This is a genomic window from Catenovulum sp. 2E275, from assembly GCF_025515275.1.
GTDB lineage: Bacteria > Pseudomonadota > Gammaproteobacteria > Enterobacterales > Alteromonadaceae > Catenovulum.
On sequence record NZ_JAOPFU010000059.1, the window covers coordinates 1 to 19,341 of the forward strand.

20 protein-coding genes and 1 tRNA gene are annotated in these 19,341 nt (G+C 39.0%); 10 read left to right on the forward strand and 11 right to left on the reverse strand.

Annotation, left to right across the window (positions count from 1 at the left end):
* Window positions 1-373: 373 nt before the first annotated feature.
* Together yegQ and N7931_RS17475 are read left to right on the forward strand one after the other, a co-directional pair.
* Window positions 374-1,708, forward strand: coding sequence for a tRNA 5-hydroxyuridine modification protein YegQ (yegQ, locus tag N7931_RS17470; protein ID WP_262795653.1), 1,335 nt, complete (start codon window positions 374-376; stop codon window positions 1,706-1,708).
* Window positions 1,709-1,725: 17 nt separating this feature from the next.
* A complete protein-coding gene (locus tag N7931_RS17475) occupies window positions 1,726-1,974 on the forward strand; it encodes a YfhL family 4Fe-4S dicluster ferredoxin (RefSeq protein WP_262795634.1) in 249 nt (82 codons plus the stop codon).
* 5 nt (window positions 1,975-1,979) lie between these two features.
* Here the strand turns inward: N7931_RS17475 and N7931_RS17480 are convergent, their stop codons facing one another.
* The 3 genes from N7931_RS17480 to N7931_RS17490 all read right to left on the reverse strand — a co-directional run bounded on the left by N7931_RS17480 (window position 1,980) and on the right by N7931_RS17490 (window position 5,256).
* Window positions 1,980-2,837: a hypothetical protein gene (locus N7931_RS17480; protein WP_262795635.1), complete on the reverse strand. Its 858-nt coding sequence runs from the start codon at window positions 2,835-2,837 to the stop codon at window positions 1,980-1,982.
* A gap of 121 nt (window positions 2,838-2,958) precedes the next feature.
* Window positions 2,959-3,234, reverse strand: a complete 276-nt coding sequence (locus N7931_RS17485) for a hypothetical protein (protein WP_262795636.1) — start codon at window positions 3,232-3,234, stop codon at window positions 2,959-2,961.
* 9 nt (window positions 3,235-3,243) lie between these two features.
* Entirely contained in the window at window positions 3,244-5,256 is a 2,013-nt protein-coding gene (locus tag N7931_RS17490; RefSeq protein ID WP_262795637.1) for a bifunctional diguanylate cyclase/phosphodiesterase, read from the reverse strand.
* 87 nt (window positions 5,257-5,343) lie between these two features.
* On the opposite strand from N7931_RS17490, the gene N7931_RS17495 reads away from it, so the two are divergent.
* Window positions 5,344-6,045 (forward strand): DUF445 domain-containing protein, encoded by a 702-nt coding sequence (locus N7931_RS17495; RefSeq protein ID WP_262795638.1) that lies wholly within the window; start codon window positions 5,344-5,346, stop codon window positions 6,043-6,045.
* A 113-nt stretch (window positions 6,046-6,158) separates the two neighbouring features.
* Here N7931_RS17495 and argR read toward each other — a convergent pair whose 3' ends face one another.
* The 3 genes from argR to N7931_RS17510 are packed head-to-tail and all read right to left on the reverse strand — an operon-like array spanning window position 6,159 to window position 7,901.
* Window positions 6,159-6,626, reverse strand: a complete 468-nt coding sequence (gene argR, locus N7931_RS17500) for a transcriptional regulator ArgR (RefSeq protein WP_262795639.1) — start codon at window positions 6,624-6,626, stop codon at window positions 6,159-6,161.
* Window positions 6,627-7,571: a diguanylate cyclase gene (locus tag N7931_RS17505; RefSeq protein ID WP_262795640.1), complete on the reverse strand. Its 945-nt coding sequence runs from the start codon at window positions 7,569-7,571 to the stop codon at window positions 6,627-6,629.
* 12 nt (window positions 7,572-7,583) lie between these two features.
* The gene (locus N7931_RS17510; protein ID WP_262795641.1) at window positions 7,584-7,901 is read right to left on the reverse strand and encodes an Hpt domain-containing protein; all 318 of its coding nucleotides are present in this window, start codon (window positions 7,899-7,901) and stop codon (window positions 7,584-7,586) included.
* A gap of 109 nt (window positions 7,902-8,010) precedes the next feature.
* On the opposite strand from N7931_RS17510, the gene N7931_RS17515 reads away from it, so the two are divergent.
* The gene (locus tag N7931_RS17515; RefSeq protein ID WP_262795642.1) at window positions 8,011-8,211 is read left to right on the forward strand and encodes a DUF1289 domain-containing protein; all 201 of its coding nucleotides are present in this window, start codon (window positions 8,011-8,013) and stop codon (window positions 8,209-8,211) included.
* A 24-nt stretch (window positions 8,212-8,235) separates the two neighbouring features.
* Here the strand turns inward: N7931_RS17515 and N7931_RS17520 are convergent, their stop codons facing one another.
* Window positions 8,236-9,624: a PhoH family protein gene (locus tag N7931_RS17520; RefSeq protein ID WP_262795643.1), complete on the reverse strand. Its 1,389-nt coding sequence runs from the start codon at window positions 9,622-9,624 to the stop codon at window positions 8,236-8,238.
* Window positions 9,625-10,019: 395 nt separating this feature from the next.
* Between N7931_RS17520 and rapA the strand changes: the two genes are divergently transcribed.
* A complete protein-coding gene (gene rapA, locus N7931_RS17525; protein ID WP_262795644.1) occupies window positions 10,020-12,941 on the forward strand; it encodes an RNA polymerase-associated protein RapA in 2,922 nt (973 codons plus the stop codon).
* Window positions 12,942-13,149: 208 nt separating this feature from the next.
* Here the strand turns inward: rapA and N7931_RS17530 are convergent, their stop codons facing one another.
* Window positions 13,150-13,317: a hypothetical protein gene (locus tag N7931_RS17530; protein ID WP_262795645.1), complete on the reverse strand. Its 168-nt coding sequence runs from the start codon at window positions 13,315-13,317 to the stop codon at window positions 13,150-13,152.
* A 53-nt stretch (window positions 13,318-13,370) separates the two neighbouring features.
* Here N7931_RS17530 and N7931_RS17535 point away from each other — a divergent pair, with 53 nt between their 5' ends.
* On the forward strand, window positions 13,371-13,724 hold the full coding sequence (locus N7931_RS17535; RefSeq protein ID WP_262795646.1) for a hypothetical protein: 354 nt from the start codon (window positions 13,371-13,373) through the stop codon (window positions 13,722-13,724).
* A complete protein-coding gene (locus N7931_RS17540; RefSeq protein WP_262795647.1) occupies window positions 13,718-14,371 on the forward strand; it encodes a hypothetical protein in 654 nt (217 codons plus the stop codon). The genes N7931_RS17535 and N7931_RS17540 overlap by 7 nt, the downstream gene beginning before the upstream one ends.
* Here N7931_RS17540 and N7931_RS17545 read toward each other — a convergent pair.
* Entirely contained in the window at window positions 14,368-14,511 is a 144-nt protein-coding gene (locus N7931_RS17545) for a hypothetical protein (RefSeq protein ID WP_262795648.1), read from the reverse strand. The genes N7931_RS17540 and N7931_RS17545 overlap by 4 nt on opposite strands.
* Before the next feature lie 190 nt (window positions 14,512-14,701).
* On the opposite strand from N7931_RS17545, the gene rluA reads away from it, so the two are divergent.
* The 3 genes from rluA (at window position 14,702) to N7931_RS17560 (ending at window position 16,791) form a co-directional block, all read left to right on the forward strand.
* A complete protein-coding gene (rluA, locus tag N7931_RS17550) occupies window positions 14,702-15,355 on the forward strand; it encodes a bifunctional tRNA pseudouridine(32) synthase/23S rRNA pseudouridine(746) synthase RluA (RefSeq protein ID WP_262795649.1) in 654 nt (217 codons plus the stop codon).
* 19 nt (window positions 15,356-15,374) lie between these two features.
* Complete coding sequence (locus N7931_RS17555) at window positions 15,375-15,866, forward strand: DUF6942 family protein (protein WP_262795650.1); 492 nt, start codon at window positions 15,375-15,377, stop codon at window positions 15,864-15,866.
* A gap of 64 nt (window positions 15,867-15,930) precedes the next feature.
* Window positions 15,931-16,791: an alpha/beta hydrolase family protein gene (locus N7931_RS17560; protein ID WP_262795651.1), complete on the forward strand. Its 861-nt coding sequence runs from the start codon at window positions 15,931-15,933 to the stop codon at window positions 16,789-16,791.
* A gap of 88 nt (window positions 16,792-16,879) precedes the next feature.
* Here the strand turns inward: N7931_RS17560 and katG are convergent, their stop codons facing one another.
* Both katG and N7931_RS17570 read right to left on the reverse strand, forming a co-directional pair.
* A complete protein-coding gene (gene katG / locus N7931_RS17565; RefSeq protein WP_262795652.1) occupies window positions 16,880-19,048 on the reverse strand; it encodes a catalase/peroxidase HPI in 2,169 nt (722 codons plus the stop codon).
* A gap of 201 nt (window positions 19,049-19,249) precedes the next feature.
* Window positions 19,250-19,336 (reverse strand) — tRNA-Leu (locus N7931_RS17570).
* Between the last annotated feature and the right edge of the window lie 5 nt (window positions 19,337-19,341).

Genomic DNA, 19,341 nt, shown 5'->3' on the forward strand with positions numbered 1-19,341 from the left:
TTGAAGGCCTAATGGATTAAGTCAAAATGCTGCAAAGCTTCCGCTCCATGCTCTCGCCCCTTACCTACATCCATGTAGGTAACAAAGAGTAAAAAGCATTTAGAACGAACCTAAAGGCAGCGTTTGTTTGGCATTTCTTCTGCGTTATAGCTCATTTATGTAGCTCACTACACGGCAATCGCTATGCCTTGGATAAATACCAAACAAACTGCTGCAAAATTGTACTCAAAAGATCAACAGACCCTAGCCGCAAAAAATAAACTCAACGTTTGAAAACGGCTTATGATTTGCGGCTTTTTTATTTGCACCAGATCAAAAAACCATACAAAAAACATGGTTAAAATACCCCGAACAATTCACCACCAGCGGGGCTATTATGAAACCTGAGTTATTATTACCGGCAGGCAGTTTAAAACATCAAAGATTTGCATTTGCTTATGGCGCAGACGCTGTTTATGCAGGCCAACCCAGATACAGTTTGCGGGTGCGTAATAACGAATTTGATTTAGCCCATTTAAAAACCGGAATTGAAGAGGCCCACGCCTTAGGTAAACAGTTTTATGTGGTGAACAATATTGCGCCGCACAATGGCAAAGTAAAAACCTTTTTACGAGACATTAAACAAGTTATTGAGCTAAAACCAGATGCGCTGATTATGTCTGATCCCGGTTTAATTATGCAGGTGCGCGAACACTTTCCGCAGCAGGTGATTCATTTATCGGTACAAGCCAATGCGGTTAATTATGCCACAGTTCAGTTTTGGCAAAAACAAGGGATTAAGCGGGTTATTTTATCGCGTGAATTATCGCTCGACGAAATTGCCGAAATCCGTCAACTTTGCCCAGATATAGAACTTGAGGTATTTGTCCACGGCGCATTATGCATGGCTTATTCTGGCCGCTGTTTATTATCTGGATATATCAATAAGCGTGATCCCAACCAAGGCACTTGTACTAACGCTTGCCGCTGGTCATATCAAGCTCATCCGGCCACCGAAGATGAAGCTGGTAATATAGTTCATATTCAACAGCCAACGTCCGACATTTTTTTACTCGAAGAAAAAGAAAAGCCCGGCCAATTTATGCCTGCGTTTGAAGACGAACACGGCACATATATTATGAACTCCAAAGATTTACGTGCAATTGAGCATATTAATCGTTTACTGGAAATCGGCATTGATTCACTCAAAATAGAAGGCCGGACTAAATCTTTTTATTATGTTGCTCGCACCGCCCAAACTTACCGTCAAGCAATCAAAGACGCTTACCTGCATAAAAGTTTTAACCCTAATTTATTAACTGAACTAGATAAGCTAAGTAATCGCGGCTATACCGAGGGCTTTTTGCGCCGCCATACCCACGACAGTTATCAAAATTATCAGACCGGAAGTTCTGTAAGCGAATTACAGCAATTGGTAGGTGAAATCATCGAGTTTGATCTAAAAGCTAATACCATAGTGGTGGATGTAAAAAATAAATTCTCAATTGATGATTCGCTCGAACTGATGACGACTGAAGGCAACCACAACTTTATTCTGGAAGACTTATACGATCAAAATAATCAGATAATTGATTCAGCAAAAGGTTCAGGTCATAAAGTAAAAGTGCGCCTGCCTAATCATATTAGAGTCGCCGATTTAGATAAATCCATTTTATTACGCAATTTACCCAAAGGCACAGATACCCGTGCGCCTTATAAAACAGCTTAATTGGCGAGGAGCTAATAATGGCATTATTAATTGAAGACGATTGTATCAACTGTGATATGTGTGAGCCGGAATGCCCTAATCAAGCTATTGAGATGGGCGCTGAGATTTATCAAATTAATTCGGCGCAATGCACCGAATGTGTAGGCCATTATGATGAGCCACAATGCGTTGCCGTCTGCCCGATTGATTGCATCATCCCAGATCCAAACCACAAAGAAACAGTTGAGCAGTTAGCTGAAAAATTTGTTTATTTAACCGAAAAATAGCCCCATTACCAGCTATATAAATTATCTAATGAGCGCATTTCTTTAATATAAAGCTGGCTGCTTTGTTTGGCTTGTTCCAGTTGCCATGTTTTTAAGTTTTCTGTAAGCGATTTTACCTGCTCGGCTAACTGATATTGTGGCGCTAATTGCTCAAGCGCAAAATAATAACTGGTTGCAGTTACTGGATCGGGCGCTTCGCCATACTGATAACGCATAGCCAAACTTAACAGAGCTTCTAAACTCCCTTGCGCTCTGGCATGTTCCAGCCACATTAATTGTTTTTGATAATGAACATAAGGATCTTCTGGCGGTGCATCTTGGCTTCGCCTGATGCTGGGTAAATGAGACAATAACATGGCGGCTTGAATTTTAAGTTCTGCACTTTGGGCATTCAGTGCTAGCTGTTCAGCCTGCTGATTTAAATCAACTAAGGCCTGCGCTGGTAATGCCTGACAATTATTGATTTTTTGCAACTTAACCGGATCAGCCGCTTCAATTTCACTCGCGGGAATTTGCATAGTGTTTTGCTTAACAAATTGTGAAAACTCTAAACACTGATCAATGGCTAATAATAATGCCAGTTTTTGCTGATCATTAAGCGTTTGGTAATCCTGCTCGGCCAGTAAATCAGCCAATACACCTAAACTGGCTTCAACCGGCTCAATGTCTTTAACTTGGGGATTAATATCAAGCGCTATTGGTTGGGTATTATCAACCGCTTTAATTTCAGCCTCCGGTTGCTGATTGTTTATTTCTGGTTCGGGTAGACTTGTTTCCGGTAGTGCATTAACCGACTGGTTATCAGCCGGTTTAATTGAGGGTTGGTTTGCAGAGTGCTCTGGATAAAGCCAGTACAATAACAAAAAAATCATCACCAGTAGCAGTATAAATATTGAATACAGATATTTCATAGTGATAACTCAATATGCTTTCCTTGCGCTACAGTTATTTAGTGTAACAGCCGTTATGATTTGTTATTAGTTGTTATTTATTGCCCCAGATTTTTGAAACTGCTCTGTCTGTGCCTAAACCCCCAACCATTAAACAAACTAAACTGGCGGTGCCAAAAATCACAACTGGTAACCATTTTCCATCTAAACTAGCGGGCACAATATAAACTAGGGCAATTGCCAATAATAAAAATAATCCGCCTACTACATTTAAAATAGTCCGGTTTAACGGTTTATATTTATAAGGCTCTGTTCCTTGTTCAAATATATTTAAAACCGGTGCACATAATTTTCTTAAAACTGCTTTCATTATTATCACTTATACTAATTGAGTTTCACTCAATAAATCGACAAAATCCTGATAAGGCAAAGGTTTACTCACTAAATAGCCTTGCCCAAACTTACAACCTAACCTTTGTAAAACCGTGCGTTGAGCATCAGTTTCTATGCCTTCTGCAACCACCATCATATCTAACCCGTGTGCCATTTGAATAATTGAATTTACCAAAGCAGCATCCGCTTTATCCAGCACCATATCACGGATAAATAAGCGGTCTATTTTAATTTTAGAAATGTACTGGCGATAATGCTTAACATAACTCAGCGCCGAATAACCCGTGCCAAAATCATCTATCGCAATTTTTATATCCAGTTTATCCAGTTCACTTAATGTGTGCTGAACATTACTTTGAATATCGTTTTGCAATAGTGAGCGTTCGGTTACTTCTATTTCTAGTTGAGCGCTTTCCAGCGGATATTTCGCCAGCAACTGGCTAATGTAATGTAATAAATCTTCTTGTGAAAAATCCAGCGGACAAAAATTCACTGTGCCAAATAATTTGGGGTATTCAAAACTTAACTGGTGTAACAGCTTAACCGTTTCACTTAATACAAAACGATCAATTTTAACTATATCGCCGGTTTCTTCGGCTAATTCAATAAATATATCCGGTCTGACTTGACCAAATTTAGGATGATTCCAGCGGCATAAACTTTCAAATCCAACAATTTCACTGCTTGATATGGCAAAAATTGGCTGAAAACAAACACTGATTTCACCATTATCTAAAGCTGAGCCAATTGCATTTTTAAGCTGAGATTTATATAGCAAAGCCTCAAACATATTAGCCGAAAAAGTTTTAAACTGGCTTTTACCCGCCGATTTAGCCTCAAACATGGCTGTATCTGCATTAGCTATTAGTGACGTTCCACTATCAGCATCATTTGGGTAAACTGCAATCCCGATACTACAACTTAATGCTAAAATATCATTATTAATTTTATAAGGCGCTTTTAAAGTATGAATAATAATATTAGCGAGGTTTTCAGCATCATTACCGGTTAATTTAACCACAAACATAAACTCATCGCCGCCCATACGTGCTACATGCGCTGGATACGAATAAGCCACTTTTTTAAGCCTGTCGGCAACCATTTTTAAAATTTCATCACCAATTAAATGTTGGTGAGTATCATTGATTTCTTTAAAGCCATCTAAATCAATAAACATTAATGAGAAAGCATCATTTTCATTGCAATCTTCAATCACATTTTCTAATAGTTTGAGTCCATATCTGCGGTTTGGTAAACCTGTTAAATCATCATAATTGGCTTGAAAGGTGAGATGTTCTTCAAATTTTTGCTTGGTTTTAATAAAGTTATGGGTATCACGATTTAACCGGTTGAGGTTAGCAACAATTTTACTTAACTCATCTTCAACTATTGTATTTCTCTCAAGTGAAATCTCTGCTACAGAGTCATCTTTAATATTGTAAGTTTTAAGGCTTCTAGCAATCACAATTAAATGGCGCGATACCATGTAGTCAAACAACTTAATTGAAATCAACGTAATCAAAGCTGACGATAATATAAAAATGAGTGCAATATTAGTCAGTGAATTCTGAATATAATGGTTTATTTCATCATTATTAATCCATACATGAATTGTCCCGACCAATTCCCTTTGATAACTTAATTGTTGAGTGTATTTAGCGTCTCCTTGAGGCTGACCCACTAAATAAACCTCTCCAGTTTCACTTTTTATTTCTGCCGCAGAAATAAAAGGCTGCTGAACTAAACCAGTCAATACAAATTGTGTAGTTTCCTCTTTAAAACTCCATAGAGCTTCTGATATAGGCTCCCTGACTAATCCAATATTGGCCTGCACATCTTTATCAACCTGAGCATAAATAGATTTGTAGTGATAACTACTAAAAATTGCAATAACAATTAACGTGATCGCCAAACTCGAAGCCAAAATAGATAAAACAACTCGGGCTTTAAGTGAATTTAATGAAAGCTTTTTTAAAATGGCATAACAAGCCGTGTACATTTAATCTCTCAGTTTTATTATTCGATTACTTGATTGATAATAATGAAATATATAGCATAAATCTAATTTTTGCTTTGGAATCTGTAAATGAACAAGAGTTTGTTAGTTAATTTAATTGCAGCCGCGTTAACCGCCATTGGTTATTTTGCTGATCAGGCCATAGTATTTTCGGTTGGATTGTTTGCGCTTTCCGGCGCATTTACCAACTGGTTAGCGGTTCACATGCTATTTGAAAAAGTGCCCGGCCTTTATGGTTCTGGGGTAATAGAAGCCCGGTTTAATGAGTTTAAAAAAGCGATTGAAAATTTAATGATGGAGCAATTTTTTAATCACGAGAACATTGATAAATTTTTAAGCGACCAACAAGGCCATGCCAGCCATTTTAATTTTGCCCCAATTATTGAGAAAGTCGATTTTGAACCCGCTTACGACTCATTAGTTAATACCATTAATGAATCTAAATTTGGCAGTATGCTGGCTATGTTTGGCGGTGAATCAGTTATTGAACCACTTAAACAACCTTTTATCAGCAAACTAAAACAAAAGATCATTGAAATCAGCGAAAGCGATACCTTTAACGAGCTAGTTAGAGAATCAGTAGAACAACCTGATGTAGTTGCTCAACTAAGAGAAAAAGTTAAGCAAATTGTCATTGCCCGTTTAGATGAGTTAACTCCTAAAATGGTAAAAACTTTAGTTCAGGATATGATTAAACATCATTTAGGCTGGCTGGTTGTTTGGGGTGGTTTTTTTGGTGGGTTATTTGGTTTGGCTGCTGCTTTTGTTTAAGTCTTGTATATCCAGTTTTGACAGCTTAAGCATTAGCCGATGCGCATACATGAATAAGAAAACCAGAAAATAAGAGTTAAACAGCGCTTATAATAAATAAGCGCTAAAACCGTTTATACAGTTTCAAAAAAGTCGATTAATTGCTGCTGAGCCTGCTCTATTAATCCGGTATCCACCGGCGCGATAAAAATGGTATCATCACCGGCAATTGTGCCTAATACACCTAAATCATGATTAAGTGAATCTAACATTCTGGCAATAAGCTGAGCAGCCCCGGGGGAGGTTTTAATCACAATTAAAGATTGATTATGGTTAACACTTAATACTAATTGTTTAAGTGGACTTTCAGCTGTTGGAACACCTAATTCAGGCGGTAGACAATATACCATTTCTTGTTTGGCATTGCGTGCTCTAACCGCACCAAAGCGGCTTAACAAGCGAGAGACTTTAGATTGGCTAACATTATCAAACCCTTGCTGTTTTAAAGCTTCAACAATATCCGCCTGCGATGAAAAGCTTTGCTCTTTTAATAAGGTTTTAAATGATTTTAATAAGGGTTCTTGCTTATCCACGGAGGTCACTTATTTAGTTTTATTGGCGTTAAATTCAGAATCAATCTGAGCTGAAACAACCTGATTTCGGCCACTATTTTTGGCTTGATATAATAAATTATCGGCACTAGTCTGTAAGTACTCTGGAGAATACGCACTTTTAGCTTGGATACATGCCAAGCCTAAGCTTACTGTAATTTGCCGATTTTTGGAATATTCGTTAACAATTCCCTGTTCAAAAACAGCAACTCTGATTTTTTCTGCTATTATTTGTGCACTTTGTAATGTACAACCGGGCAGTAAAACAACAAATTCTTCTCCACCATATCGAGCTGCTAAATCACAACTTCGGCGTAACTGACTTGTTATTAAAGCAGCAACTTGTTTAAGTGCTAAATCGCCCTGAGCATGACCATAATGATCGTTAAACGACTTAAACTCATCTATATCTATCATAATGATAGCTATATTTTGCCCTTCATCGATACAACGACGCCATTCATTAGCTAAACGATTATCATAGTGACGCCGGTTTGGAATTTCAGTCAAACCATCGATGAGCGCAAGCCTTTCAAGCAAATCGGCTTTTTGTTTTAACGCCAACTGGTTGCGAACTCGAGCATTAACTACAGGTAAATTAAACGGCTTGGTAATATAATCCATTGCGCCTAAATCCAACCCTTTCGCTTCATCTTCGGCGGCATCTTTGGCTGTGATAAAAATCACAGGAATGCTTTTTGTTTCATCCTGCTGGCGCATTTTAATCAGCACTTCGTAACCATCAATATCCGGCATTTGAATATCTAGCAAGACTAAATCTGGAGGCTCTCCCGAATTGACTATTGTTAAAGCTTTTTCACCGCTAGTCGCAATTTTAACTCTGTAATGTAAAGCCAAACTTTGCGCTAATACACTAATATTAATCGGTTCATCATCAACAATTAAGATAGTTTGTCGGTTTACATCTGGAGTCATAAACTGAAAAGACTAATTCTGATAATTTAAAACGGCTTGCAAATCTTGCTCAAAATCTGCTTTAAGCTGAGCATCTATCTGATTTTGCTGTTTAATTGAGTTTTCCAGGTTTTTAGCCGACAAAAATAATTGATTCATACTCAAGTTTCCTGCGGCCCCTTTAATTGAATGGACAAAACGACCAGCTTCCTCCAAGTCATTATCTGCAATTAATTCATTTAACTTATCAGCAGCAGATTGATTGTCTGTTATGAATTTTTTAATTAACATATCAAGTAAAGCTTCATTGCCAGCCAATCTTTCCAATGCCTGATCTCTGTCAATTACCATATAATTACTGCCTTTGAAAATTAAATTGATTTCAGTATAGCGAGATTTAACAGGGTTTTAATCAATTTTTTGATAAAATCAAAAATTGTTCTTAAATTTAGGAGTTTTTATGTCGACGAGCACACTACCTCATACTGATAAAGTAAAGAATCCATGCATTGGCGACTGCCGATTAAACATGGATGAAGTTTGTATTGGGTGTGGTCGCAGTAAAGACGAAAAACTAGACTGGATTTTTTATTCTGAAAAAGAAAAACAAAAAGTTGTGATTACCGCCCAAAACAGATTAGAGCAATTAAAGTCTAAATAATTGCTCTAATCGAATGGTTTTAATTTACAAGTTTTCTTCGGCAAAAGAGGCCAGTCTTGAACGCATCACCCCAGCAATATGTACCGTTGAGCTACCTTCAAAATCTTTAAACCGTTCAACAATATAAGTTAAACCTGAGGTCAGCGGGCTTAAATAATTGCTGTCGATTTGTGCGAGGTTACCACAGCAAATCAGCTTAGTGCCCTCACCAGCGCGGGTAATAATGGTTTTGAGTTGAGAAGAAGTCATATTCTGACATTCATCTAAAATCACCACTGATTTTTGAATACTGCGCCCGCGCATAAAGTTAACCGACTTAAACTGAATATTCGCTTTTTCCATAATATAACGCATGCTGCTATCGCGGCATTCGTCGTGTCGATGTAAAAAGTCCAGCGAGTCACTAATAGCGCCTAACCAAGGTGCCATTTTTTCTTCTTCTGTACCGGGTAAAAAGCCGATTGACTCTGCAATTTCTGGGGTATTTCGGGTAACGATAATTTTTTCGTAAATCCCTTTTTCAACCACCATTTCAAGCGCAGCTGCTAAAGCTAATAAGGTTTTACCACTACCGGCAGGCCCGGTTAATAATGCCAAATCAATATTGGTATCTAATAAGGCATCTAGCGCCATCGCCTGATGGAAGTTTTTAGGTGAAATTCCCCACGCGGTGCGTCCCATCATGCGCTCGTAACCTAAATCTTTCAGTTTTACTGTTTTATCATTATGTTCGATTACTTTGCCGGCAAAGTGATGATTTTGATCATAAATATATTGGTTAATAAATACGGTTTGCGGTAATACATTTCGCTCAACTGTATGCACAGTTTCACGGCCATTGACTTCACTGTCGCATTTATTAACGTTTTCCCAAAATTCACCTTCAACCTCAACATAACCCGTGCTCAAATATTTAATATCTGAAATTAATTGGTCTGTTCGGTAATCTTCAACCCGTTCTAAACCTGCGCCTTTAGCTTTTAGCCGCATGTTTATATCTTTAGTAACTAACACGACCTGACGCGGCGCTTTTTCTTTTTGCAAATGCAAAGCGGCATTGATTATCTGATTATCATTTTCAGGGCCGGGTAAGGTAACAAGTTCTTTATTGAGTAAGTGGTCGGGGAAGATAGCAAGGTTACCAGTTGAGCTGTGGTCAGCAGAGTATTTTGCAATACTGACCCCTTGAATAATATCTTCTGGCGGGGCATCTTGCAGGGCTTCTTCTAATGCCCTAATTGCAATTCTGGCATCTCGGCTAACATCTTTTTTTCGGTCTTTAATGTCATCGAGTTCTTCCAATACTGTCATTGGAATATATACGTCATGTTCTTGGAAGTTGAGAAAAGCGAAAGGTTCGTGCAGCAGAATGTTAGTGTCTAAAATATAAATTTTAGCGAGTGGCTCGGTCATCTTGCCTCCAGAGTCGGTTATCACGACATTTTTTATTTTTAAATCCAAGTGCAACCCTGCACCCTCAACTTTACTATCAGACTAAATTTAACTTTGAGCAAGCATTATTTTGATTTATTTATAAGGATATTTTTAATTGTCCATTTTTTAGCCAACCCCTAGCCATTTAAAATGCGCATTATAAGTAAGTGGAAATAACACTGGCTGACTTTGTTTATATTGTTCAATTTCAAATAATCAAAAAATGTTTCACAAAACTGGTCAGCTTGTTCTTTAATTAAACAAATAAACGAATTTACCGTTATTTTGGTAATTATTCAGTGAAAGCCAGCTGAGCTTTGGGTAACATACGCGCCCTATTTATTTACGCCAGCTTAAAAAGGTGAGTTTAAACAATGAGTGATTTTGCATTAGGGCAACGTTGGATCAGCGATTCTGAATCGGACTTGGGACTCGGCACTATTGTCGCAATTAATGGCCGCCGCATTTCTATGTTATTTCCAGCCACCGCAGAACAACGCGAATATGTGATTGGCAGTGCACCATTAACCCGAGTTAGCTTTAATGTCGGCGATAAAGTTGAAAGTGCAGAAGGTTGGAGTTTAACCGTTGCGCAAGTTGTCACCGAAGATGGCGTAAATATTTATTTAGGTAAACGCGATGATACCGGCGAAATTGCGCAGTTAATTGAAACTCGCTTAAATCACCATTTAAAATTTAATAAACCGCAAGACAGGTTATTTACCGGCCAGATCGACCGTAATGACTGGTACAGCCTGAGATATGACTCACTCAGATTACAGCATAAATATCAAACTCACCCACTGGTTGGTTTAGCAGGTGCGCGCACCTCATTAATTCCGCATCAATTACATATTGCTAAAGAAGCTGGTCAACGGGTTGCCCCCAGAGTGTTATTATCTGATGAAGTTGGTTTAGGTAAAACCATAGAAGCCGGGATGATTATTCACCAGCAATTATTAACCGGTCGCTCGTCCCGAGTATTCATTTTATTACCTGAATCACTGCAATATCAGTGGTTGGTTGAAATGCTGCGCCGCTTTAATCTTAAATTTGCCATTTTTGATGAAGAAAGGTGTGCCGAATACGACTCTAGCGATGAAAACCCATTTGAAACTGAGCAATTAATTATTGCACCATTAAGCCTGCTAAGTGATTCTGATAACCGTTTATCTCAAGCCTTAGCCGCACACTGGGATTTAGTTGTGGTGGATGAAGCGCATCATTTAAAGTGGAGCGAAAATGAAGCCAGCGCTGAATATACAGCCGTTGAAAAATTAGCCGCTCGTTCAGCCGGCCTATTATTATTAACCGCAACGCCTGATCAATTAGGCCACGAAAGCCATTTTGCCCGCCTGCGTTTACTCGATTCAGACAGATTCCATAGTTATCAAAGTTTTGTTGAAGAAGAGTCTGGCTATCAAGCAATTGCTGAATTAGCAAAAACACTGGTGACAGAAAAACCGTTAACTAAAACTGAGCTTGCACAATTGGCAAACATTAATGCACTCAGCGAAGAAACCCAAACCAATATAAATAGCTCTGAGCAGGCCACTCGCGAAGCTGCTCGTCAAAAATGTTTAAAATCGTTAATTGATCAGCACGGAACTGGCCGGGTTTTATTCAGAAATACCCGCGCCTCGGTTAAAGGCTTTCCAAAACGCTGTGTTTTACCGGTTAAACTGGATATGCCAGCAGAATATAAAGCAGCGAATGACTGGTGGTTAAACCGTCACAGCGATGAGATTAGCCAAAACCAAGTGAGCGAAAAAATAGTCAAACCATTATTAACCCCTGAGTTTTTATACGAAAGTGCGATCAGCGAAGATATTGAATGGTGGCGAATAGACCCAAGAGTTGATTGGTTAAGCGAATTAGTTAAAGAAAATAAAAATGATAAATTTTTAATTATTTGTGCAAAAGCCTCAACCGCGCTAACACTTGAGCAAGCCATTCGAGTTAAACAAGGTATTAACGCCTCGGTATTCCATGAGGGCATGAGCATTGTTGAGCGTGACCGCGCAGCAGCTTGGTTCGCCGATCAAGAAGAAGGTTGCCAGTTATTAATTTGTTCTGAAATTGGCTCTGAAGGACGTAATTTCCAATTTGCCCGCCATTTGGTTTTATTTGATTTACCACTGAACCCAGATTTATTAGAGCAGCGAATTGGTCGCTTAGACCGCATCGGCCAAAAACATGATATTCAAATTCATTTACCTTATTTTGAATCGTCAGCCAGTGAAACTATTTTCCAATGGCAACATCAAGGTATTAACGCTTACGCCCAAACCTGCCCTGCCGGCATTCATGTTTATGAGCAGCAAAAAGACAGCTTATTAACGATTCTTGCGCAAAATAACCATAATGACAGCCAGTTAGCCCCTTTAGTTGAACAAGCCAGAATACAAATTGCTGAGCTAAATCAGCAAATGGAACAAGGCCGAGATATTTTATTAGAGATAAATTCCAAAGGGTTTGATGGCGATGAGATTAAAGATCAAATTGAAGCAATCGATGATGACACAGAATTAGTCGCCTTTATGCTACAAGTATTTGATGTATATGGGGTTGCCCAAGAAGATAAAGGTGACAGGTGTTTAGCGGTAAATCCAACCGATCACATGCTTGAGCCTCATTTTCCTGAATTAAGTGACGATGGCATGACAGTGAGTTTTGAGCGTGATGCCGCATTGTCGCGTGAAGATGTTCGTTTTATTAGCTGGGATCACCCTATGGTTCAAGGCTGTTTTGAAATGATCAATTCAGGCGAAATGGGTAACAATACCGTTAGCGTATTAAATAACAAAGCGCTGCCCGAAGGCACTTATTTAGTTGAGCTGATTTATGTGGTTGAAACCAGCGCGCCTAAAAGCCTACAGCCAGGACGTTTTTTACCGCCAACACCAGTACGTATTTTAATGGATAAAGCCGGTAATAACCTTGCAGCTAAAGTCAGTTTTGAAAACTTAAATAAACAGCTTAAACCAGTTGGCCGTCAAGTGGGTTCTCAATTAGCCACCGCACTGCAAACTCAAATTCACGAGTTAATTGGTAAATCTGAAACAGCAGCACAACAAGCAACTGATCAATTAATTAATCAGGCTGTTGAAAAAATAGAGCAGGAATTAGGCGAAGAATTCCAACGCTTAACTAGCTTAGCCAAAGTGAATCCAAATATTCGCGCTATAGAACTGGAAACACTAGCCAATCAGCAAGCTGAATTAATTCAACATATCAAACAAGCCAGATTTAAATTTGATGCATTAAGATTAATTATTGTGAGTCATCAGGCTTAATAGAGCTAAATCAATATAAATATACCGAGTGTATTCAGAATCTGCTCAACTAAAAATTCAAACATAAGTTGAGCAGTTTTCTGCAAAATAAAGAAATGAATTGGCTAAAACTTTTAAGATAAGAAAGTCCATAAAAATAAGATCCATTAGGCTGGTTCATGCCTTGCTGAGCCGATAAAAATAAGTTGCAATAAATATACTAACTGGCTTAAATAACAATTAACTTACGCGCAAACTCAAGTTTAATGAGTTGATGAAATGCCAATAACAAGGAAGCAATCTGCCATGCCAGTCTAGCTTTAAAAAGTAAATTCCTATAGCATAAATCAAACCAGACAACAGTGTCGTTTGCCCGCTCAACAAATGATTCATTCACACAAACTACGTGTACATGAATACTAAAGCGTTAGCTACCAAGGAGTTATGGTTGTGAATAATCGTGAATTGTCATATTTATCTTTAGGTGCAAGTTTTCTGGCTATGTTAGGCACTGCTTTTGGTGCTTATTATTCATCAGAGCAATCTGAAGCAGCAAAGAATTCATATATTGCAGCACTAGAGCAATTAAATATCCAAAAGAACGAATTGCTGCTTGCTAAAGATACTTATGCTACATCGCTTGAGCAGCTCCATTTGTATAAAGAGGAAGTTGCTTTAGCAAAAACATCTTACGAGTCATCATTAGAACAACTTAATCCATACAAAGCGCTTAAACACCGTTCAGGCCTACGGCCTTCACTGGACAGCCAAAGCTGTGCTATGAATAGGGAAAAATTGTGTTAGAAATAGCGAACAAAATTGCAGACGCTATCCAGTCAGGCAATATCTTGTGGCTTGCAGTAATTCTGATGGTTGGGCTAATTGGAAACTACCCGAGAATTTCTGAGTATTTAGAAGGTCGCAAGAGGCAACGCATCAAACGCATAATGGAAGCCCTTGATTGCACCCACTTAGATGATCAATTCAAAGACTTTCTAAAGCACGAATTAAGCCGGGAGTATTTCCTGTATGTGGCGCAAATTCCTGCGGAGAAGGAATATAGGGAGGAGCTCATACGCTTGCATAAGTTGTCGAAGGGTGAGCTTCCATTTCTTCACTTTCGCCGAGCTTCCCGTCATCTGAAATTCGAGGGAGGGCAGGTCGCTGTCAATTTAGATCTCTCAGACAAAATCGGCTACTACATGAACTTTGCTGTATCAATCTTCTTCGGCTTAGTAGCACTTGTGATGTTTATGATGCCGGCATTTGTCCAGCCCATCTCGTTTGTTCAGGCGCTGTCATTATATGGGCTCGGCGCGCTCTTTGTGGTGATGGTGATTTTCTTCCTCTCGCAGACGTTTAGTGTTTACTCTGCCAAGCGAATAAAAAGCCATATAGCGGAAATCTATAACAATCAGCTCAACGACGACGCTGCAAGCGGCGCGTGTTAGATATTAAATGGTGCTTGCAGCGATTTTACCCCTTTAATCCGTTTGAGCTTATGTGCAATGGCATAACTTTTAAGTTGCTGAACTTGCCCAACAGAATGGCTAAAACGTAACTCAATCCCTTGTGTTAAATCTAACCACATCTCATCAATACCTAACTGTTTGACTAAAGCAGGTGTGTAACGCTCAACTAAATTTGGAGACCGTTTTAATTCAAAAATAGGCTGTTTTGGTTTCTGTTTTTTGCGGTTCGCTACTGAAAACAGTAAATCAGTTTGGGATCTGTCGCTTTAACGGTAGAATAACGCCAAATTATTGTTTTTGAATATCCGCATGAGTTTTGTTTATAACCCGCCAAAAGAACCAGTTTTACCGATTATTTATCACGACAAAGATATTGTCGTATTTAATAAACCCAGTGGGTTATTATCGGTAAGAGGCAAGTTACCTGAGCATCAGGACAGCTTAGAAGCACGAGCGCAAAGGGTGTGGCCCAAAATAGGCATAGTGCACAGGTTAGATATGGCAACCTCTGGTATTATGGTTTGGGCACTGCATAAAGCTGCACATTCTAATTTGGCTCGCCAGTTTCAGGAAAGACAAACCAGCAAACATTATATTGCGCGAGTTTATGGTCACCCAATTGCTGAACAAGGGCTGATTGAACTACCGTTAATTTGTGACTGGCCTAATCGCCCCAAACAAATGGTGGAGCATAATGTAGGCAAAAAATCAGCAACATTCTGGCAAGTGATTGGTAAAGACACAGAGTCTAGCCGGATTTTATTACACCCAATAACGGGACGTTCTCATCAACTTAGAGTGCACATGCTCGCTTTAGGTCACCCGATTTTAGGTGATAGATTATATGCGCACCCGCAAGCTTTAGCACTAGCGCCCAGATTGCAATTGCATGCCGAAAGGCTTCAATTTAGCCATCCGATAAGTGGTGAAAATCTTGAGTTTTATGCTGCTTGTCCGTTTTAATCAATAAAGACCTTAAATTATGCATAATTCAGATATAGGTTTTGGCGACCAGCAAGCTCAAATTGCGGTTTATTTTGAGCACAGGCCACCCATCGATAAATATATAGAAATGGATGAATTAACGGGTTTGCAACCTGGAGAACTGGACTTTATTTTAGCCAATACCAGCAATAACTGGCGTAAAGTATTTAACTGTTTTGCCAAACTGATATTTGCGCTGAAACCAGCTCAATATACAAGCTGGCAAATGTTAAGAGATGACAGTTTATTAACGGATAATGGTCAATTTGCTTTGTTATTTTCTAAACCGGATTTTAACCAAAACCGGATTCATATTATTGCAGGTCGCACTTATGCAGCTAAATTAAATTTTGAATTTGAGCTAACTTGGTTAACGCCACATTTTGCGATTAACCAACAATACAAACTTATTGTTGCGCCTTATTTTGATTACCGCCAACTAACCAACGAGCGCTTAGCTCAATTAGTTAAACTTATTTCTTCGCTTTAACTTAAAAAACAAACTTTGCTGCCGATAAGCTAATATCAAATATGTTAACTATCAGGTGCTTATTGTGAAGCTAAAATTTGAGATTAAGCCGACATTATTTAAACTGAATATCAGTTTATTTACTGCTGCCAGTTTAGCTTTAAATGCCGCCGAATTAACGCATTCACAAAATCAACTTGATGATTTAACCCGTTATTTTCCGGCTGACCAAATAAAAACGGTGATGGCCGCAGAGCAAAGTATTCCGGTATTAATTAATGAACAAACTGGCCCAAGTGCTCGCGGCAAAGCACTTTTATTGCCGGATATTAATTTACAGGCATATCAATCCCAAAGTTTTTCTAATTTACCAGATAAATTAAATGATTACGGATGGGTAACCATTGGCAGTATAGCGCCAAATGATTTAACCGGAGTATGGCAATTAAATGAAGAGCAAGCTAAAACACTAACAGCCCAGCCAATTAAGGGGGCAGAACAAATTAGCGAAGCCGATGCCAGCGCAGTAAAAACTCAGCTTAAAATAATGCTAAATGCGTTAAATACCGAAGCAGAAAACTACCCAGGGCTAGTTTTATATGTGGCACAAGGGGCAACCGCAGGCTGGTTAATTGAAGCGCTTTCTGCCGGTGATATTCAGTTGCCGGATACTTTGGTATTAATCTCACCTTATTTACCCGAATATCAGCTTAATAAAAACCTTGCGAAAAAAATTGCCAACTTGGATATTCCGGTTTTGGATATTTGGTCAGAGTTTGATAACCGCTGGGCATTAGCAACGGTAAAACATCGTCAGCAAGCCGCCAAAAAATATCTGACCTTACATTATCGTCAACGTCAGTTATTTGCCAGAACAGGTTTAAACCCCAGAGATAATCGCTTAGCAAAAGAAATTTATGCTTATATTACTTATTTAGGTTGGTGATTGATTTAACCATACAAACAAAAAAGCAGCCTAGTTTATTCAACTAGGCTGCTTTTAATTTACTTGGCTTAAATAATCTTAAATAGCGTTATTTAAGATCAAATCGGTCTGCATTCATTATTTTTACCCAAGCCGCTACAAAGTCATCTAAAAACTTCTGTTTGGCATCTGAGCTTGCATACACTTCAGCAATAGCTCTAAGCTGCGAGTTAGACCCAAATACTAAATCGACTCGGGTTGCACTCCATTTTTTAGCGCCTGTTGCTCTGCAATAACCTTCATATAGCTTTTCACCATCAACCGGTTTCCACTGAGTAGACATATCTAGCAAGTTAACAAAAAAGTCATTCGTTAACGCCTGTGGTTTATCAGTAAATACACCGTGCTGGCTATTACCGGTATTAATATCCAATACTCTTAAACCACCCATTAATACTGTCATTTCTGGCGCGGTTAATGTTAAAAGCTGAGCGCGGTCAATTAATAAATCTTCAGCTCTTACCGGATAATCGGCTTTTTGATAGTTTCTAAAACCATCCGCTCTCGGCTCTAAATACTCAAAAGATTCAACATCAGTTAATTCTTCAGAAGCATCCATTCGGCCAGGTGCAAAAGGTACATCAACACTTGAACCTGCATTTCGTGCCGCTTGTTCAATACCGGCCGAGCCAGCTAGTACAATTAAATCAGCCAATGAAACTTTCTTCCCACCACTTTGGCTGCTATTAAATTCAGCCTGAATTTTTTCAAGCTCGGTTAATACTTTGGCAAGTTGTGCTGGTTCATTTACTTCCCAGTCTTTTTGTGGCGCTAAACGAATACGGCTGCCATTTGCACCACCACGCATATCAGAGCCACGGAAAGTAGAGGCCGATGCCCATGCTGTTGCAACTAATTCGGATACGGTTAACCCTGTAGTCAAGATTTTTGCTTTTAATGCTGCGATATCCGCATCATTAACTAACTCGTGATCAACCGCTGGAATTGGATCTTGCCAGTCTAAATCTTCAGATGGTACTTCACTACCTAAATATCTGGCTTTTGGCCCCATATCACGGTGAGTTAATTTGTACCATGCACGAGAAAATGCCTCAGCAAATTCCAATGGATTTTTTTGGAAGCGGCGTGAAATTTTTTCATATTCAGGATCAAATCTTAATGACAGATCCGTTGTTAACATAGTTGGTCTGTGTTTTTTAGAAGCGTCATGCGCATCAGGGATAACTTCATCCGCATCTTTTGCAACCCACTGGTGAGCGCCTGCAGGGCTTTTAGTTAATTCCCATTCATATTTAAATAAGTTATCAAAAAAATAATAACTCCACTTAGCCGGCGTTTGCGTCCAAGTTACTTCTAAACCACTGGTAATGGTATCGCCACCTTTACCTGAGCCATGGGCACTTTTCCAACCAAAACCTTGCTCTTCTAGTGGTGCAGCTTCTGGATCAACTCCAACTAAAGCAGCATCACCAGCGCCATGAGTTTTACCAAACGTATGACCACCAGCAATTAAAGCTACGGTTTCTTCATCATTCATTGCCATTCGTGAAAATGTTTCGCGAATATCATGAGCTGCCGCAATTGGATCAGGGTTACCATTAGGTCCTTCTGGGTTCACATAAATTAACCCCATTTGTACTGCTGCTAATGGATTTTCTAAATCTCGGTCACCGGTATAACGCTCATCATCCAACCAAGTGGTTTCTGTACCCCAATAAATATCTAATTCAGGTTCCCATACATCTTTGCGGCCACCAGCAAAACCATAGGTTTTAAATCCCATTGATTCTAATGCGACATTACCGGTTAAAACCATTAAATCTGCCCACGAAATACTCTGACCATATTTTTGTTTAATCGGCCATAAAAGACGGCGAGCTTTATCTAAACTCACGTTATCTGGCCAGCTATTTAATGGTGCGAATCTTTGAGTACCTGTACCTGCACCACCTCGTCCATCGCCAATTCGGTAAGTCCCTGCGCTGTGCCAAGCCATACGAATAAATAAAGGACCATAGTGCCCAAAATCGGCTGGCCACCAGTCCTGAGAGTCAGTCATTAAATCCGTTAAATCTTGTTTTAATGCTTTATAGTCTAGCTTTTTAAAAGCTTCGGCATAATCAAAATGTTGATCAAGTGGGTTAGATAAATTGGAATGTTGGTGTAGTAGGTCTAATCTTAATTGTTTTGGCCACCAATCACGGTTTGTTGTACCACCACCGGCAGCATGGTTGAAAGGACATTTACCCTCAGACATAAAATTCTCCTAGTGTGACGACTTAAACGTAATACCCTAAATTTCAATTAATTAGGTAAAAATTTAATATAAGAGTTAAGTATAGACAGACTGAGAAAATTAAACTGTGAAATAATAAAAAAATTAATAAATTTTAGTTATAGTTCAAACGAAAGCTGAAAACTTATTTAATTAGACAATTTTAAGATGGGATTTAAAAAATGGTGCCCGGGGCCGGACTTGAACCGGCACGATCTTACGATCGAGGGATTTTAAATCCCTTGTGTCTACCAATTCCACCACCCGGGCGACAC

Bases quoted from the DNA above. Each gene is read 5' to 3' on its own strand.
- N7931_RS17475 (WP_262795634.1), top strand. From the start codon at position 1,726: ATGGCATTATTAATTGAAGACGATTGTATCAACTGTGATATGTGTGAG.
- N7931_RS17485 (WP_262795636.1), bottom strand. From the start codon at position 3,234: ATGAAAGCAGTTTTAAGAAAATTATGTGCACCGGTTTTAAATATATTT.
- N7931_RS17490 (WP_262795637.1), bottom strand. From the start codon at position 5,256: ATGTACACGGCTTGTTATGCCATTTTAAAAAAGCTTTCATTAAATTCA.
- N7931_RS17495 (WP_262795638.1), top strand. From the start codon at position 5,344: ATGAACAAGAGTTTGTTAGTTAATTTAATTGCAGCCGCGTTAACCGCC.
- N7931_RS17505 (WP_262795640.1), bottom strand. From the start codon at position 7,571: ATGACTCCAGATGTAAACCGACAAACTATCTTAATTGTTGATGATGAA.
- N7931_RS17510 (WP_262795641.1), bottom strand. From the start codon at position 7,901: ATGGTAATTGACAGAGATCAGGCATTGGAAAGATTGGCTGGCAATGAA.
- N7931_RS17515 (WP_262795642.1), top strand. From the start codon at position 8,011: ATGTCGACGAGCACACTACCTCATACTGATAAAGTAAAGAATCCATGC.
- N7931_RS17520 (WP_262795643.1), bottom strand. From the start codon at position 9,624: ATGACCGAGCCACTCGCTAAAATTTATATTTTAGACACTAACATTCTG.
- rapA (WP_262795644.1), top strand. From the start codon at position 10,020: ATGAGTGATTTTGCATTAGGGCAACGTTGGATCAGCGATTCTGAATCG.
- N7931_RS17545 (WP_262795648.1), bottom strand. From the start codon at position 14,511: ATGTGGTTAGATTTAACACAAGGGATTGAGTTACGTTTTAGCCATTCT.
- rluA (WP_262795649.1), top strand. From the start codon at position 14,702: ATGAGTTTTGTTTATAACCCGCCAAAAGAACCAGTTTTACCGATTATT.
- N7931_RS17555 (WP_262795650.1), top strand. From the start codon at position 15,375: ATGCATAATTCAGATATAGGTTTTGGCGACCAGCAAGCTCAAATTGCG.
- katG (WP_262795652.1), bottom strand. From the start codon at position 19,048: ATGTCTGAGGGTAAATGTCCTTTCAACCATGCTGCCGGTGGTGGTACA.